Annotated in this window: 15 protein-coding genes; 3 read left to right on the top strand and 12 right to left on the bottom strand. The window is 45.1% G+C overall.

Annotated features, from left to right (window positions below):
• Position 1: 1 nt before the first annotated feature.
• The 6 genes from HMPREF0999_RS23215 to tig all read right to left on the bottom strand — a co-directional run bounded on the left by HMPREF0999_RS23215 (position 2) and on the right by tig (position 9058).
• The gene (locus HMPREF0999_RS23215) at positions 2 to 1588 is read right to left on the bottom strand and encodes a peptidylprolyl isomerase (RefSeq protein ID WP_009275561.1); all 1587 of its coding nucleotides are present in this window, start codon (positions 1586 to 1588) and stop codon (positions 2 to 4) included.
• Positions 1589 to 1696: 108 nt separating this feature from the next.
• A complete protein-coding gene (gene guaB / locus HMPREF0999_RS07115; RefSeq protein WP_005853938.1) occupies positions 1697 to 3172 on the bottom strand; it encodes an IMP dehydrogenase in 1476 nt (491 codons plus the stop codon).
• A gap of 214 nt (positions 3173 to 3386) precedes the next feature.
• Positions 3387 to 5567, bottom strand: coding sequence for a DNA helicase RecQ (gene recQ, locus HMPREF0999_RS07110; protein WP_005853936.1), 2181 nt, complete (start codon positions 5565 to 5567; stop codon positions 3387 to 3389).
• A 32-nt stretch (positions 5568 to 5599) separates the two neighbouring features.
• Positions 5600 to 6832, bottom strand: coding sequence for an ATP-dependent Clp protease ATP-binding subunit ClpX (gene clpX, locus HMPREF0999_RS07105; protein WP_008779933.1), 1233 nt, complete (start codon positions 6830 to 6832; stop codon positions 5600 to 5602).
• A gap of 21 nt (positions 6833 to 6853) precedes the next feature.
• Positions 6854 to 7516: an ATP-dependent Clp endopeptidase proteolytic subunit ClpP gene (gene clpP / locus HMPREF0999_RS07100; protein ID WP_005853931.1), complete on the bottom strand. Its 663-nt coding sequence runs from the start codon at positions 7514 to 7516 to the stop codon at positions 6854 to 6856.
• A 189-nt stretch (positions 7517 to 7705) separates the two neighbouring features.
• Positions 7706 to 9058: a trigger factor gene (tig, locus tag HMPREF0999_RS07095; protein WP_005853929.1), complete on the bottom strand. Its 1353-nt coding sequence runs from the start codon at positions 9056 to 9058 to the stop codon at positions 7706 to 7708.
• Between the two features lie 143 nt (positions 9059 to 9201).
• Between tig and HMPREF0999_RS07090 the strand changes: the two genes are divergently transcribed.
• Entirely contained in the window at positions 9202 to 10089 is an 888-nt protein-coding gene (locus HMPREF0999_RS07090) for a CPBP family intramembrane glutamic endopeptidase (protein ID WP_009275560.1), read from the top strand.
• Here the strand turns inward: HMPREF0999_RS07090 and lptB are convergent.
• Both lptB and HMPREF0999_RS07080 read right to left on the bottom strand, forming a co-directional pair.
• Entirely contained in the window at positions 10084 to 10836 is a 753-nt protein-coding gene (gene lptB / locus HMPREF0999_RS07085) for an LPS export ABC transporter ATP-binding protein (RefSeq protein ID WP_008779931.1), read from the bottom strand. The two genes, HMPREF0999_RS07090 and lptB, sit on opposite strands and share 6 nt — an antisense overlap.
• 84 nt (positions 10837 to 10920) lie before the next feature.
• Complete coding sequence (locus HMPREF0999_RS07080) at positions 10921 to 12036, bottom strand: glycoside hydrolase family 43 protein (protein ID WP_008779930.1); 1116 nt, start codon at positions 12034 to 12036, stop codon at positions 10921 to 10923.
• Positions 12037 to 12211: 175 nt separating this feature from the next.
• Between HMPREF0999_RS07080 and HMPREF0999_RS07075 the strand changes: the two genes are divergently transcribed.
• Both HMPREF0999_RS07075 and HMPREF0999_RS07070 read left to right on the top strand, forming a co-directional pair.
• A complete protein-coding gene (locus tag HMPREF0999_RS07075) occupies positions 12212 to 12958 on the top strand; it encodes an MlaE family ABC transporter permease (protein WP_008773770.1) in 747 nt (248 codons plus the stop codon).
• A 2-nt stretch (positions 12959 to 12960) separates the two neighbouring features.
• Positions 12961 to 13731: an ABC transporter ATP-binding protein gene (locus tag HMPREF0999_RS07070; protein WP_009275559.1), complete on the top strand. Its 771-nt coding sequence runs from the start codon at positions 12961 to 12963 to the stop codon at positions 13729 to 13731.
• 114 nt (positions 13732 to 13845) lie between these two features.
• On the opposite strand, the gene metK is transcribed toward HMPREF0999_RS07070, so the two are convergent.
• From metK to queA, 4 genes are all read right to left on the bottom strand, one after another.
• Positions 13846 to 15132, bottom strand: a complete 1287-nt coding sequence (gene metK, locus HMPREF0999_RS07065; protein ID WP_009275558.1) for a methionine adenosyltransferase — start codon at positions 15130 to 15132, stop codon at positions 13846 to 13848.
• A gap of 249 nt (positions 15133 to 15381) precedes the next feature.
• On the bottom strand, positions 15382 to 15576 hold the full coding sequence (locus tag HMPREF0999_RS07060) for a hypothetical protein (RefSeq protein ID WP_008778718.1): 195 nt from the start codon (positions 15574 to 15576) through the stop codon (positions 15382 to 15384).
• A gap of 30 nt (positions 15577 to 15606) precedes the next feature.
• Positions 15607 to 16065 carry a 2-amino-4-hydroxy-6-hydroxymethyldihydropteridine diphosphokinase gene (gene folK / locus HMPREF0999_RS07055; RefSeq protein WP_008779929.1) on the bottom strand — a complete coding sequence of 153 codons (459 nt, stop codon included), beginning with the start codon at positions 16063 to 16065 and terminating at the stop codon, positions 15607 to 15609.
• Between the two features lie 10 nt (positions 16066 to 16075).
• The gene (queA, locus tag HMPREF0999_RS07050; protein WP_005853911.1) at positions 16076 to 17125 is read right to left on the bottom strand and encodes a tRNA preQ1(34) S-adenosylmethionine ribosyltransferase-isomerase QueA; all 1050 of its coding nucleotides are present in this window, start codon (positions 17123 to 17125) and stop codon (positions 16076 to 16078) included.
• Position 17126 lies beyond the last annotated feature (1 nt).

Raw genomic sequence — 17126 nt, 5'->3', positions numbered from 1 at the left:
TTTATTTCTTTAGTTTCTTCAATAATTTCCAGTTGACAGTCACCGGATATTTTTTATTCAAATCCGCAATCCACTTCGCTTCCAACACCTTCTGCTGGGCGGAGGGTTTGCTCCAGATCTCCCGGTTGCTGACCTCAAACAACAGAATCCCATCCCGGTACTCCTGCATCAAATGAGGGATCTCCGGATGTTTTGTCTCCAGATTCTTACGCTCGGCGGTCGTTACGATATCGCGGATAAACAAATCATAGATCTCTTGCATAAAATCACCCGCATACGTTTTTGTCGAGAACGGACAACGTTGGATATAATAAGCGAACTCCGCTTGCGGGAAATCCTTTCCATCCAATTGCATAAGCGTCTTGTTCATATCCTTCGCTTTCTCATAAAACGCCTCGTCCGTGGGGAAACAATCATTACATAACGCTTGCAGCTCCGCATAGGCTTCCGGATAGAAAACGTATCCGTATTCTTTTTTCATACGATCGTCGAAAGCTTTATATAACTCGAAGTTACGTTCACCCTGCCCCATACGTCTCGACAAAGCTTTTTCCTCTTCCTCAAACGAAGGGCGTCCCTTCTTATCGATCAACTTAATGATATGGTAACCAAAACGAGTTTCCACCACCTCGGATAAATCACCCGGCTTGCTCAACGCAAAAGCGGCTTGCTCAAAAGGCTGGACCATCTCGCCTACCCCAAACCAAGGTAATACTCCCTCTTTCTTAGCGGAAGCAGCATCCCCAGAATATTCTTTCGCTAACTCGCCAAAATCAGCTCCCTCTTGTACTTGCTTATAGATAGCTTGCGCTTTTGCCAGAAAAGCCGATGAGTCCTGAATAGCGGAATCTTTCGGGAAGGCGATCAAGATATGAGCGACATGTACCCGCCCCGGATTGGGTTTACGACTATGGACTTTTATCAAATGAAATCCTAATTTCGTGCGAACCGGTTCAGACACCACGCCAATCGGCAAGGAATAGGCGGCATCCTCAAACACTTTTAGGGATTGCATCGGGAGCAAGCAACGTACATATTCGCAAGCGACATGCTCCTTATCCTTCTCGGCCAAAGCTTTTCCGACTGTTTCCATATCCTCTCCTTTCTGGAGACGTTCGTATACTCGCATGGCTTCTTGATATACAGCTACCGTATCTTTGGAGACCGTCTTCTCCGGCAAACGGAATAAGATGTGGGTCAACTCTACCGAGTGATCCCCACGGTCATATACCGCACGGGCAGCCGCTTTCTCACCCTCCTTATCCGACATATAGCTATCGATCAACTGAGCCCGGTATCCATCCAGCTCACTTTTGAATGAGGATGTCTGGTCGATCCCTAAAGATTCCGCCTCCGCTACTTTTAGCTTAAAATTTTTAAATAGCTCGACATAGTTTTTGACGGACTTTGTATTCGATAAATCCACCTCTCCATTCTTCTCCGCGATAAAAATAAATTCAGATAAAGGCACTTGTTTTCCAGCGACCGTCATAACGACCGAATCGGATGCGGTTTGAGCGTTAACTGTCACACAAGCGAATACCCCTAATGAAATAAGTAACTTTTTCATCAAAAATTCTTTTACCATAGCACGAATATACATTACAAAAATAACACTAATCTAACGGAGAGCCGACAAGAAAAGTATGCTATCCCATTAAATTAGTGTTTTTTATAAAACGTAAAACTTGTATTACTATTCACCGCGGCTATAATTCGGAGCCTCTTGCGTGATCGCTACGTCATGCGGATGGCTCTCTTGCACACCTGCGTTGGTGATTCGAGTAAAACGAGCTTTATGCAACTCCTCGATATTATGAGCCCCGCAATAACCCATTCCCGCACGTAAACCACCTACCATTTGGTAAATGACCTCATACAAAGAACCCTTAAACGGAACACGGGCAGCGATTCCCTCCGGAACCAGCTTCTTCACGTCGTCCTCCACATCTTGGAAATACCGATCCTTGGACCCCTTTTGCATAGCTTCCAACGACCCCATTCCACGGTAAGACTTAAACTTACGGCCATTGAAGATAATCGTATCGCCCGGCGACTCCTCTACACCCGCCAACAGAGATCCCATCATCACGGAAGATCCACCAGCGGCGATCGCCTTCACGATATCACCGGAGTAACGCAAGCCACCGTCAGCGATCAAAGGCACACCAGTTCCTTCCAACGCCTTCGCCACATCGTAAATAGCCGACAACTGGGGAACACCCACACCAGCGATCACACGAGTCGTACAAATCGAACCCGGACCGATACCTACCTTCACGGCGTCCGCCCCGGCTTCCACTAAATATTTAGCGGCCTCGCCCGTAGCGATATTACCGACCACACAATCAATATGCGGATATTGCGCCTTAATCTGTTTCAAGACATCCACCACACCTTTTGAGTGACCATGTGCCGTGTCGATCACCAAAGCATCCACCCCGGCATCCACCAAAGCGGCTACACGCTCGAAGGTATTGAACGTAACGCCTACACCGGCAGCTACACGCAAACGACCTTTCGAATCCTTGCAAGCCTTCGGTTTATCTTTCGCTTTCGTTATATCTTTATAGGTAATCAAGCCGATCAACTTATTATGGCTATCGACCACCGGTAACTTCTCGATCTTATGTTCCTGAAGGATCTGAGCGGCGGCCTCCATATCCGTAGATTGTCCGGTTACGACCAAATTCTCTTTCGTCATCACCTCGTCGATAGAACGGTTCATGTCCTTCTCGAAACGCAAGTCACGGTTTGTCACGATACCTACCAAATACCCGCCTTCATCCACCACGGGAATACCGCCAATCTTATATTCAGCCATCATTGCCAAGGCATCCGCCACACGCTTGCCCTTCGTGATAGTCACCGGATCATAGATCATTCCATTCTCCGCACGTTTAACGGTCTGGACCTGCTTTGCCTGCTCGGCGATCGTCATGTTTTTATGAATCACACCAATACCTCCCTCACGGGCGATAGCGATAGCCAACTTGGCCTCGGTAACCGTATCCATAGCGGCCGACACCATCGGTATATTCAATGTGATATTACGTGAAAACTTTGTCGTGAGATCGACATTACGAGGAAGAACTTCCGAATAAGCTGGGATTAACAATACATCGTCAAACGTTAACCCATCCATAACTACCCTGTCTGCAATAAATGACATAGAACTTATGCTTTAAAAATTATTGCGCGCAAATATACGACTTTTCACGCAATAAATCGATACGGGAGAAATTAAAAATTCGATTCGGAAGAAAATAAACTTTCATCCGAACGAAAACAAAATTCCTTCCGAAGGAAAAATAAATCTCTTTCGGAAGGAACAATAAGCTTCTTTATTTGTTTTTTCTTTAGAGTGGAACCGGGCCACCCTCCCATTAGTTTGCCATTTCAGACAAGAACTTGATACGGACCAAGCGAATCTCCTCTTCCGTATAGTCACCGCCTAATTCCTCAATGGCGTCTTCCAGACCGTCGGTCTCCGAATCCTTGAAATACTCGTAAATATCCTCGATATGATCCTCATCCATCACATCATTCAAGAAATAATCGATATTGATACGTGTACCGGAATATACGATCGCCTCGATCTCATCCAAAAGCTCGGTGAACTCAAGTCCGTTAGTCAACGCGATCTCGTCCAGCGCCACCTTACGGTCGATCCGCTGAATGATTGAGACCTTCAACTTGGACTTATTAGCGACCGTACGTACGCGCAAATCCTCCGGACGCTCAATCTCGTTCTCCTCTACATGTTTCTTGATCAACTCAATGAACTCCTTGCCATAACGTTTCGCCTTACCAGCGCCCACTCCCGGGATATTCTGCAACTCGTCCAACGTGATCGGATAAGTAGTAGCCATAGCCTCCAAAGAGGGATCTTGGAAAATCACGAAAGGCGGAACTTCCAACCGCTTGGATAATTTCTTACGCAAATCCTTCATCATGGAATAAAGAACCGGGTCTACCGCACAAGAGGCGCCCCCACGAACCGGAACTTCCTCTTCCTCTTCCTCGAATTCATTGTCCTCGGTAATCTTGAACGATACCGGCTTCTTCATGAACTCCTTACCTTTTTCCGTGATTTTCAGCAAACCATAATTCTCAATATCCTTCGCTAAATAGCCAGCGATTAAAGCCTGACGAATAACGGCGTTCCAAGTTTTATCATCCTCGTCCTGTCCGGAACCGAAGACCTCTAATTCATTGTGCTTGTAATTTTGGATTTCGGAGGTTTCGTTACCTACCAAAATATTTACGATATAATCTGCCTTAAACTTTTCTTTCAACGTACTGATAACCTCCAGTACCGCGCTTAACAATTCCTTCGCTTCCACCTGCTTCTTTGGGTTCAAACAATTATCACAATTACCACAATTATCTTCCAGGTATTCCTCACCGAAATAATGCAATAGCACTTTTCTCCGGCAGACGGAAGTCTCGGCATAGGCTGCAGTCTCTAAAAGCAACTGTTTGCCGATTTCCTGTTCGGCCACGGGCTTTCCTTGCATGAATTTCTCCAATTTTTGCAAGTCCTTATAAGCATAGAAAGCGATACATTGGCCTTCTCCGCCATCCCTACCGGCACGACCGGTTTCCTGGTAATAACCTTCTAGGCTCTTCGGGATATCGTAATGAATCACATAACGGACATCCGGCTTGTCGATACCCATACCGAAAGCGATCGTAGCCACGATCACATCCGCCTGTTCCATCAGGAAGGCATCCTGATTGGCGGAACGTACTTGCGAATCCATTCCCGCATGGTAAGGCAACGCCTTTATCCCGTTGGCTTTCAAGATGTCGGCAAATTCCTCCACCTTTTTACGGCTCAAACAATATACGATACCCGATTTACCCTCGTTGGCTTTAATATACTTAATGATCTCGCGGTCTATATTCGTTCCTTTCGGACGAACCTCATAATACAAATTAGAGCGGTTGAAGGATGATTTAAAGACTGTAGCGTCTATCATACCCAGATTCTTCTGGATATCGTGCTGCACCTTAGGTGTAGCGGTAGCGGTCAGAGCGATTAACGGACGTTTACCGATCTCATTGATAATCGGACGGATTCTTCGATATTCCGGACGGAAATCATGTCCCCATTCCGAGATACAATGCGCCTCGTCCACCGCATAGAAAGAGATCTTTACCTGACGCAGAAAATCCACGTTCTCTTCCTTGGTCAAGGACTCCGGTGCTACATACAGCAACTTGGTACGTCCTGATAATATATCCGATTTCACCTGGTCGATAGCCGACTTATTCAAAGAGGAATTGATAAAATGGGCGACCCCATCTTCCTCACTGAAATTCCGCATCGCGTCCACCTGATTCTTCATCAAAGCGATCAACGGAGATATCACGATCGCGGTTCCTTCCATTAGTATGGATGGTAATTGATAACAAAGAGATTTACCTCCCCCCGTCGGCATTAATACAAAAGTATCCTTCCCGGCCAGCACGTTCTCAATAATAGCCTTCTGGTTCCCCTTAAAGGTACCGAAGCCAAAGTGCCGATTTAGCTCTTCTGTTAAATGATCCTTCTTTGCCATACTTCGTATTATTTATAGTAAACCGCCTACGTTTACGCGACCTGTAAACGGTTCACGTCCGATTTTTCAAATTTCTCTTTCGCATACTCCAACGTTACATGGAGTTCCTTTACTTTTTGAGATGGCATACTGTACATAGCGTCCATCATCACGGCTTCTACGATTGAACGTAACCCACGGGCACCCAGCTTAAACTCAAGCGCCTTATCCACGATAAACTCATAGACTTTCTCATCGAACGTCAGCTTAATGCCATCCATATCGAACAATTTGACGTATTGCTTGATAATGGAGTTCTTCGGCTCGGTCAAGATGTTACGAAGCGTATCACGATCCAGCGGATTCAGATACGTGAGGATAGGTAAACGACCGATAATCTCCGGGATCAAGCCAAACGACTTCAAATCAGTCGGGGTGATGTATTTCAGTAAATTATTCCGGTCTACGGTAGCCGTATCCAAACTAGCCGAATAACCGACCACACGGGTATTTAAGCGTTGAGCGATCTTCTTCTCGATTCCATCGAAAGCACCACCGCAAACGAACAGGATATTCTTCGTATCCACCGCAATCATCTTTTGCTCCGGATGCTTACGTCCCCCCTGAGGAGGCACATTCACGATCGATCCTTCTAGAAGTTTCAGCAAACCTTGCTGTACACCCTCACCGCTGACATCCCGAGTGATAGACGGATTATCGCTCTTACGTGCGATCTTATCGATCTCATCGATGAAGACGATACCCCGTTGGGCCGCCTCCACATCATAATCCGCCGCTTGCAATAGCCGGGTCAAGATACTCTCAATATCCTCCCCCACGTAACCTGCCTCGGTAAGTACCGTAGCGTCCACGATAGCGAACGGGACATGCAATAACTTAGCGATCGTACGGGCTAACAAAGTCTTGCCCGTACCGGTAGCGCCCACCATGATAATATTAGATTTCTCAATCTCTACATCATCGGCGGTAACCTTTTGAAGTAAACGCTTGTAATGGTTGTACACCGATACCGACAGATAACGCTTCGCGTCATCCTGCCCGATCACGTACTGATCCAAGAAAGTCTTGATATCTTCCGGTTTAGGCAGATCTTTCTGCTTCAAACCAAAAGAAGTTTTCTTACCTCCTGTCTGCTCCTTTACGATCTCATACGCCTGCCGGGCACAATCATCGCAAATACAACCAGAGATCCCATTGATAAGCAAATTAACATCACGGCTACTCCTGCCGCAAAACGTACATGTATCGCCTGTTGTTTTGGCCATAGTTTCTTATTGTTGTTTTTGTTATTTACGTGTTAAAACATCGTCGATCATGCCATACTTTTTCGCTTCCTCCGCGGTCATCCAGAAATCACGGTCGCCATCGCGCTCGATCTCCTCATAGGGTCTACCTGAATGATCCGAGATTATGGTGTACAGTTCTTTCTTAACCTTCAAGATCTCGCGAGCGGTAATCTCGATGTCTGAAGCCTGTCCTTGTACGCCGCCAAGCGGTTGATGGATCATTACACGGGAGTGCTTCAAGCCGAAACGTTTTCCCTTGGTTCCCGCCACCAATAAGACAGACGCCATAGAGGCGGCCATACCCGTACAAATCGTAGATACGTCGCTGGAGATAAACTGCATCGTGTCATAAATGCCGTAGCCCGCATATACAGAGCCACCCGGCGAATTGATATAAATAGAGATATCCTTTCCGGGATCACTGGAATCCAGATACAACAACTGCGCTTGAATCACGTTAGCGGTATAATCATCCACTTGCGTGCCCAAGAAAATAATACGGTCCATCATCAACCGAGAGAAGACATCCATTTGAGCGACATTCAGCTGTCGTTCCTCTATAATTGTCGGGGAGATATAGCTACTGGAGATGTTCATATAACTATCCAGAGCCGTACCACTCATACCTAAATGCTTTGTAGCATACTTTCTAAAATCTTCCATATTTTCTCCTATCTTTTATTTACCGAGAAGACGTAAAAAGGGATTTCCCTCTGTGACTTAACGGAAAAACAAAGTTATAAATAAATTTCTGAAAGAAACAATTTATTTCGCTATCCGCTAAGATATTTTTAGAGAGAAATCCCTTTTTTGATATAAAACAACCTCCTAAGAGGCCGAGTAAAGATCTTTTTATTCAAAAAGTTTGTTGAACTCGTCAGCGGTTACCTCCTTAACATCAAGTTCCACTTGCTCTTTCAACCAAGCAGCCAATTTCTCCTCAACCGCACGGTCGATGATGTTCTGAAGTGTTTGCTTATTTTTCAACATGTCTTTAGCGTAGTTGTCAAGTACGTCCTCAGGTACAGACAACATGCCGTATTGAGCGAACTGAGCCTTAGCCACACGTTTAGCGAAGTTCTCGATGTCAGCGTCCTCAACCTTCAAGCCGTTCTTCTTAACCAAGTTCTCCTTGATCAACTGATATTTCAAATCCTGAAGGATCTGAGGGAAGTCCTCGTCGATCTTCTCTTTCGTATTCTTCTCGTTAGCGGCAAGCAACCAACGTTTCAATAAATCGTCAGCGAAATTCAACTCGCCAGCTCTCTCAACCAACATATCACGAGTATCCGTCAAGAACTTGAAGTCACTCTGAGGAGCGAATTGCTCTGCCAAAGCTTCCTTGATCTTGTTCTTGAATTCTTCCTCGCTGGTAACCACGTTCTCGCCAAATACCTTGTCGAACAACTCTTGGTTCATCTCTGCGTCTTTATGACGGGTGATCTCCTTGATCTCAAAGCTAAAGTCGCCTGTAGTCTCAGCCACTTTCTCTTTATCGATCTTCAAGAAAGAAGCGATCTCTGCCTCAGCACCCTCGTAAGCCTTATTCGGGTTGAATACCACTACGGCATTTACTTTAGCACCGATAAATTTAGCTTTTTCTTCCTCATCCTTGATATACATAGGCATCAAGACAGCATCCTCAACAACGATACCACCTTCTTTCGGGGCACCATTCTCAAGCTCGGCTACCGTACCTTTTACCATATCTTTTTCCTCAACCTCGTCTACCTTGTCGTAAGAACCGAAGTTTGAGCGATAAGCGTTTACTTGGTTATTTAGCATTTCTTCATCGATAGCGACTTGATAGAACGGAAGTTTATCGTTCTTGCTCAACTCGATATTGATCTCCGGAGCCAAAGCCACGTCAAAACAGAATTCGAAATCCTCTTCCTTATCGAAATCCAACGGCTTTTGCTCAGTCTCGTTAGGCATCGGCTCGCCTAAGATATGCAAATCGTTCTCACGGATATACTTGAACAGATTCTCAGAAACTAATTTGTTTATCTCCTCTACCAGCACGTGCTTTCCGTACATTTTTTTAACCATGCCCATAGGAACCATGCCCTTACGGAAACCCGGTACATTGGCTTTCTGACGAAGGCTACGCAGGCTCTTGTCTACCTGATCAGCATAGTCAGCTTTCACTATTTCTAATTTCACGATACCGCTTACGGCATCATTGTTTTTAAGCGAAACGTTCATTCTGAATGATTTATTTAATTAATAGTCGTATCGAATTTTAGGTCGCAAAATTAGACTTATTCTTTTAATCGTGCAAATTTTGATCTGTTTTTATTCTTTTGTTTATATTTGGCGGCAATTATTTACCCTTTGAATGAATCATTATGAGAATAAAAGGAATATATGCTACCCGTCCGGCGATAATCCAACTTTTGATCCTCTTGCTATTCTTATTGGCTGGAGCCATTTTATCATCTATTATATCCACGGGCTTATTACTTGCGACCCACGGTTTACAGGCTGATATAACCCAAGACGCTAATTTAATGAGGCTCATTCAGTTCATCTCGGCGATCTGTACCTTTTTGCTACCATCTATCGCCATGGCTTGGATATGTAGTGACAATCCCTGCCATTATCTATCAGTCAAGAAAATCACAGACGGCAGGATCTGGATTCTCACCTTAGTTTGCGTGTTCTTATTTTCTCCGGTTATCAATTTGCTAGGATTGCTCAACAAGCAGATGGAGTTACCCGCGTTTATGGCTCCTATCGAGGAATGGATGCGGGCGCAAGAAACCCTCGCCGAACAACTGACGACGATCCTGTTATCCAGCGATAGCGTTTGGGTAATCCTGGCCAACCTTATCGTTATCGCCGTTACGGCCGGGATAACCGAGGAGTTCCTGTTCAGAGGAGCCTTGCAACGAGTGATCGGGAAATGGACCTCCAACCCTCATACGATCATATGGGTCGCCGCCATACTATTTAGCGCCTTCCATTTACAATTTTACGGATTCTTGCCCCGGATGATACTCGGAGCCTATTTCGGCTATCTACTCTATTGGAGCAAGAGCATCTGGATACCGGTGTTCGCCCACTTTGTCAATAATGCTTTCGCCGTAATAGGGATGTCGGACAGTCGTCTCAAGGATAACGAGTTTATCACAGGCGATATTCCCGCCGAGCATCTTTTGGACTTTTGTCTTATCGCCGCCTTATCTTTCCTGCTGTTCATACAGGTAAACAGGCGATTGAAACGACTGCTATAAGTCTTTCTTACGCAGCACAAAGTCTTTTCCCAAATATTTCTCGCGCACGATCTCGTTCTCGGCTAGTTGTTCGGCGGTTCCTTGGAAAAGGACTTTTCCCTCGAACAGGAGATAGGCCCGGTCACAAATACTCAATGTCTCGTACACATTGTGGTCGGTAATCAAGATTCCGATATTCTTATGTTTCAAGCGAGCCACGATTGTCTGGATATCTTGTACGGCGATCGGGTCTACACCGGCGAAAGGCTCATCCAACATAATGAACTTCGGATCGATCGCCAGACAGCGGGCAATCTCCGCACGACGCCGCTCTCCACCCGAAAGCTGGTCTCCCAAGTTTTTACGAACCTTATTCAAACCGAACTCTGAAATCAAACTTTCCAGTTTCTCTTTTTGGTACTCAATGCTACGTCCCGTCATCTCCAAGACCGAGCGGATATTATCTTCCACCGTCATTTTCCGGAAAATCGAAGCCTCTTGCGCCAGATAGCCAATGCCGTTGCGAGCCCGCTTATAGACCGGGAATTTCGTAATCTCCATGTCATTCAAGAAGATCTTACCCTCGTTAGGAGTGACCAAACCTACTGTCATATAAAAGGTGGTCGTCTTTCCCGCTCCGTTCGGACCAAGCAAACCAACGATCTCCCCCTGTTTCACGTTAATCGATACATGATTCACGACCGTACGAGTCCTATATTTCTTTACCAAGTCCTCCGTACGGAGCACCATTCGTTGTTCGTCTGACATAAGCTACTTAAAAATTTAACGCGAATGTACGTGATAATCCGCAGATCTACATCACATACATTCGCAAAAAAGCGATAAGAGAATTTAATAACTCCACTCAGATCGCCACTCGATCACGGGTTGCTCCCCCTCGAATCGGATAGGAAGCCAGATATAACGTCCGTCTATAGCGTTCTCCGGAGTCCAACGATCTCCCATATAAATAAAGCGATCCGCATGGCCGGGTACAGGCAATACGTACGTGCTCTGAGAATAAAACGACACCTCCGAGTTCTCTCCCCTAAACGGATTTTCCAATTCCTTCCAAGGTCCCCAAATCGAGGAAGCGACCGCCGATCGTCCCGCATTCGGAGCCCAGCCCGTACAGCCGGACATAATCAAATAATATTTCCCCTTCTGTTTGAACAAGGCTGGAGCTTCCATGAAACGCCCCGGGAAGAAACGGGCGTACTTACCGGAATAACTCGTATAATCATCGGTCAGCTGCGATATATGCAAGGTACTATTCTCTTCCGAGGAATAAATATGATAAGCGATGCCATCGTCATCCACGAAAAGGTTCATATCCCTAGCCATTTGTCCGGAGATTTGGTCACGCCCCAATAAATTCAAGCTATCCGGATGGGCAGGTAACTCTCCACCGCTAAAACGTAGATCTGCGGAAAGCGTACAAGGTTGCTTATGTAGTTCCTGTACATTAACCGGCCAAAAACCGGCATTCGGACGGAAAGCGTTTACGAACGAGTAAGGCCCCGCCACGTTTTTACTGACAGCCACTCCACTCAATGCTCCCGAATAGCCAGCACCTCTCGGCTCTAAATGAAACCACATTACATATTGATCATTCTTTTTATTATAAATCACTTTCGGACGCTCCAACACGCATCCCTTAACAATATGGCTCGTCGTATCATCCGGCACGACCGATAAGGCGATTCCCTCGTCTTTCCAATTATATAAATCTTTCGACGAATAGCAATGAACGCCTACTTGAGCCAGATTTCCAGCCGAGCCCTCCGTTTTATGTTCACCAAACCAATAATAAGTATCCCCAACCCGTAGAATACCGCCACCATGAGCGTTTATATGTACCCCTTTATCATCCGGCCAAACTTCCCCCGGCTTAAAAGAAAGATCCTTCCGCAGGCAAGCCACACATAAACACAGCAAGCCGATCACTCCTAAAAGAATTCGCTTCATAAAAGTATTTTTTAGTATTTAAGAAAACAAACATAGTTAAAAAAGAGGGATGTGGCAAACTTTAATACCATAGGATTTACAAATAAAACCAATCTTGTTTCTAAGATGTTATATGGTTATTAGTGGATTTTACGCTATCTTTGCAAATTGAAATCAGAAATTTATCAAGATAAAAATGAATAAAGCATTACACAGAATGGGTGAGTATACCCTACTGATGATGAAGAGTATAACACTTCCAGACCGGTGGAGTATGTTCTTTAAGCAATTGATCAAAGAGATATACAAGCTAGGCGTGGATTCTCTTTGGATTGTCATAATCATCTCGGTCTTTATCGGTACGGTTATCGCCATCCAGATCTCCTTGAATATCAGTTCCCCCTTGATTCCTAAGTTTACGATCGGCTATACCACCCGTGAGATTATCTTGCTGGAATTCTCTTCCTCTATCATGGCACTAATCCTAGCGGGTAAAGTAGGCAGTAATATCGCCTCCGAGATCGGAACCATGCGAGTCACTGAGCAGATAGACGCCATGGAAATCATGGGTGTTAATTCAGCCAACTTCCTGATCCTTCCGAAAATGCTCGGTTTGATGATCTTTATTCCGGTATTGGTTATCTTCAGTATGTTCACCGGTATCATGGGCGGCATATTCGCCAGTTACTCAACGAGTACGGGAATGACTCCTTCCTCGTTCGAGTACGGTTTGCAATTCTACTTCAACGAGTTTTACATTTGGTATTCTATTATCAAATCCGTAGTATATGCGTTCATCATCTCATCCATCGCTGCCTATTTTGGCTATAACGTAAAGGGAGGCGCCCTAGAGGTAGGTAAGGCAAGTACGAATGCCGTGGTCATGAGCAGTATCATGATTTTACTTGCCGACGTAATATTAACCCATTTAATGCTTACTTAAAAATGATCGAAGTTAAGAATATAACGAAGTCTTTCGATGGACGTGTCGTCTTGAAAGATATAAGTACGACGTTCGAGGATGGTAAGACGAATCTGATCATCGGACGAAGCGGTTCGGGTAAAACGGTAATGATCAAGAATATCATCGGGTTAATGAAACCTGATACCGGACAGATATTATACGACGGTAGAGACTTGATCACGATGAACAAGTATGAGTTAAATATGCTGCGTCGGGAAATGGGTATGTTGTTCCAAGGTTCCGCTTTATTCGACAGCATGACGGTAATGGAAAACGTAATGTTTCCTTTAGATATGTTCTCTAAAGACTCAACGAAAGAGCGCAGGAAACGTGCGGAATTCTGTTTGGAACGTGTAAACCTGTCCGAGGCTGGACATCTATATCCTTCCGAGATCAGTGGAGGTATGATGAAACGTGCCGCCATCGCAAGAGCGATCTCCCTAAATCCTAAATACCTGTTCTGCGATGAGCCGAACTCCGGACTAGACCCCAAGACTTCTCTATTGATTGATGATTTGATTCACGACATTACGGTGGAGTACAATATGACGACCGTTATCAATACCCACGACATGAACTCCGTGATGAATATTGGTGATAATATCATCTTTATTAAGGAAGGCGTGAAGGAATGGCAAGGAACAAAAGAGCAGGTAATCACCTCTAATAACCAAGCGTTGAACGATTTCATCTTTGCGTCCGACCTGTTCAGGAAAGTAAAAGAAGTAGAAATGCTCCAAGAGGAAGGGTAAGTTAACATACTTGGCAAAGTATCTTAACTTCATCGGCTAAGTATCTTAACTTAAATGGCAAAGTATCTTAACATACTTCGCCATTTAAGCCAGCTTACTTTTTCCACTTATTTTTTATAGACCAAACACGTCCTTGATCTTATCTGCATAATCCAATTTCTCCCATGTGAATAACTCCACATCACAAGTAACCGGCTTCTGCAAATAACGGGAAGAGAATGTCTTCGTCACCGTCTGGGGTTTGCGTCCCATATGGCCATAAGAAGCGGTCTCGAAATAAATCGGGTTACGCAATTTCAAACGCTCCTCGATCGCTTTCGGACACATATCGAAGATATCCCAGATCTTCGCGGCGATCTCTCCGTCTGTCATATTCACCTTCGCACGGCCAAAAGTATTCACGAAAATATTCATCGGTTTAGCCACACCGATCGCATAAGACACCTGTACCAGCATCTCATCCGCCACACCGGCGGCAACCATATTCTTAGCGATATGACGAGCGGCATAAGCAGCCGAACGGTCTACCTTAGAAGGGTCCTTTCCAGAGAAAGCACCACCGCCATGAGCACCTTTGCCACCGTATGTATCCACGATGATCTTACGGCCGGTCAAACCGGTATCACCGTGAGGACCACCGATCACGAACTTACCGGTCGGGTTCACGTGATAAATGATATTATCATTAAACAAAGCCTGTACATGAGCCGGATATTGAGCCTTCACACGAGGTATCAATATCTTCTTCACGTCTAAGGCGATCCTCTTTTGCATAGCCTCATCCGCTTCCTTCTGTGAAATACCTTTCGGACCGATAAACTCATCATGCTGCGTGGATACCACAATCGTATCGATACGCAACGGCTTACCGTTATCATCGTATTCAATCGTAACCTGACTCTTAGCGTCCGGACGCAAATAAGGCATCAAATCCGGTTCTTCCTTACGGATCTTCGCCAATTCCCATAATAAACTATGAGATAAGTCCAACGCCAAAGGCATATAATTCTCAGTCTCATTAGTAGCATAACCGAACATCATACCTTGGTCGCCGGCACCCTGCTCATAGGGATCCGCACGCTCTACGCCACGGTTGATGTCGCCACTCTGCTCATGGATAGAAGAGAACACACCACATGACTTCGCTTCAAACTGGTACTCGCTTTTCGTGTAACCAATCTTCTCGATCACGCCACGTGCCACTTCCTGCACATCCACATACGCACTTGATTTAACTTCTCCAGCCAAGACAACCTGTCCGGTTGTAACAAGGGTTTCGCAAGCAACTTTCGAATTCTTGTCATACGCCAAGAACTCATCCAGCAAAGCATCCGATATTTGATCGGCTACTTTATCGGGGTGCCCTTCAGACACCGATTCGGAGGTGAATAAATAACTCATCGTTTTAAATTGAAAATTGAGAATTGAAAATTGAGAATTAGGGGATAAACCACAGGTCGCAATTGACAATGCTCGTTAGTTATTAATCTATGACTGAATTGAACTTGGAAGGATTTTTCTGCCGGACGGCAACGAAAAGGATATGTTTTTAGCATTTTTTCCCGTGGTTGCAAGCAATACAAATCTATCCACGTCAATTCATTCGCAAAGATACGCAATAATTGAGAATTGAAAGTTGAAAATTGAAAATTATTTCTTCTTTTTGGAATTACGTAAGGCTTTTTTATATTTAAAACCGGCCTTCCATTTCGCTGAATCAGAGCCATGTGTCCCTTTCAAGAAATCAGAGAACTTGATTTTCTTACCATTCGAATCTTCCGCTTCGCCTTTCGCTTTCTTGAAGACGATCCCTTGCGTCATCGCTTTATTAATTTCTTTATTCATAACTCAAATCTCGTAGTTCATAATTAAAACTTATAATTCGGATAAAAGTTCACGCATCGTCTTGCCAAACACAGGATGTTTCACCAACGGAGCTACTTCTGCCAACGGTTCCATAACAAACGACCGTTTGTGCATCAGAGGGTGCGGTAGCGTCAGCCGCTCCGTATGCAGGATTTGCTCATCCACCATTAACAGATCGATATCGATGATACGGTCATGATACGCACCGTCACTTTTTTCGATACGTCCCATCTCGATCTCGATCAAACGGGTAGCGTCTAATAATTCCATAGGGGAAAGTTCCGTCGTCATAACGATCACGGCGTTCAAGAAAGTGTTGTCCGATTCAAATCCCCAAGGCTCCGTCTCATACATATCAGAAAGGGCAAGAACATCTCCCACCCTTTCAGCCAACAGCGCCGCCGCTGTCACCAAATTTCCTCGTTTATTACCTACGTTCGTACCTAATCCAAGGTAAGCTGTCGCCATAGAAACCGGATTAAAGGATTAGCATAGCGTCGCCGTAAGCACCGAAACGATATTTCTCTTTCAAAGCGATATCGTAAGCGTCCATGATCAACTCATAACCACCGAAAGAAGCTGTCATCATCAATAATGTAGACAACGGCATGTGGAAATTTGTCACCATGCTGGTAGCCACGCTGAAATCATACGGAGGGAAGATAAACTTATTCGTCCAGCCCTCGAACTCTTTCAGATGACCATCCGTACTTACGGCCGTCTCGATCGCACGCATCACGGAAGTTCCGACCGCACAAACCTTGTGCCCCTCATCCTTTCCCTTGTTCACGATATCCACTACATCGGCATTTACGACCATTTGCTCAGAATCCATTTTATGCTTTGTCAAATCTTCCACGTCGATCTCACGGAAATTACCCAAGCCCGAATGCAATGTCAAGAAAGCGAACTGGCAATCCTTGATCTCCAAACGTTTCATCAACTCACGGCTAAAATGCAATCCCGCAGCAGGAGCCACAACCGCACCTTCTTCCGCGGCGAAAATATTCTGATAACGATCCTCGTCTTCCGGTTCCACCTCACGTTCGATATACTTAGGCAGCGGAGTCTCGCCCAAGGCATACAAAGCCTTCTTAAACTCGTCGTGGTTCCCGTCATATAAGAAACGGAGCGTACGACCACGCGAAGTCGTATTATCAATTACCTCCGCGACCATGGAATCATCCTCGCCAAAGTATAACTTATTACCGATACGGATCTTACGAGCCGGATCCACCAATACGTCCCACAAACGTAAGTCCTCGTTCAGCTCGCGCAACAAGAACACCTCGATACGCGCCCCTGTTTTCTCCTTGTTACCGTACAAGCGAGCGGGGAAAACTTTCGTGTTATTAAAGATAAACACGTCACCTTTTCCATAATAGTCTAGAATATCCTTGAATTCGCGGTGCTCGATCTCACCCGTATCACGATGAACGACCATCAACCTCGACTCATCTCTGTTCTTCGCCGGATGTAAAGCGATTAATTCCGACGGTAAGTTAAATTTGAATTTCGAAAGCTTCATA

Source organism: Parabacteroides sp. D25 (assembly GCF_000307475.1).
Taxonomy (GTDB): Bacteria; Bacteroidota; Bacteroidia; order Bacteroidales; family Tannerellaceae; genus Parabacteroides; species Parabacteroides distasonis.
This window is presented reverse-complemented; position numbering and strand designations above follow the sequence as displayed.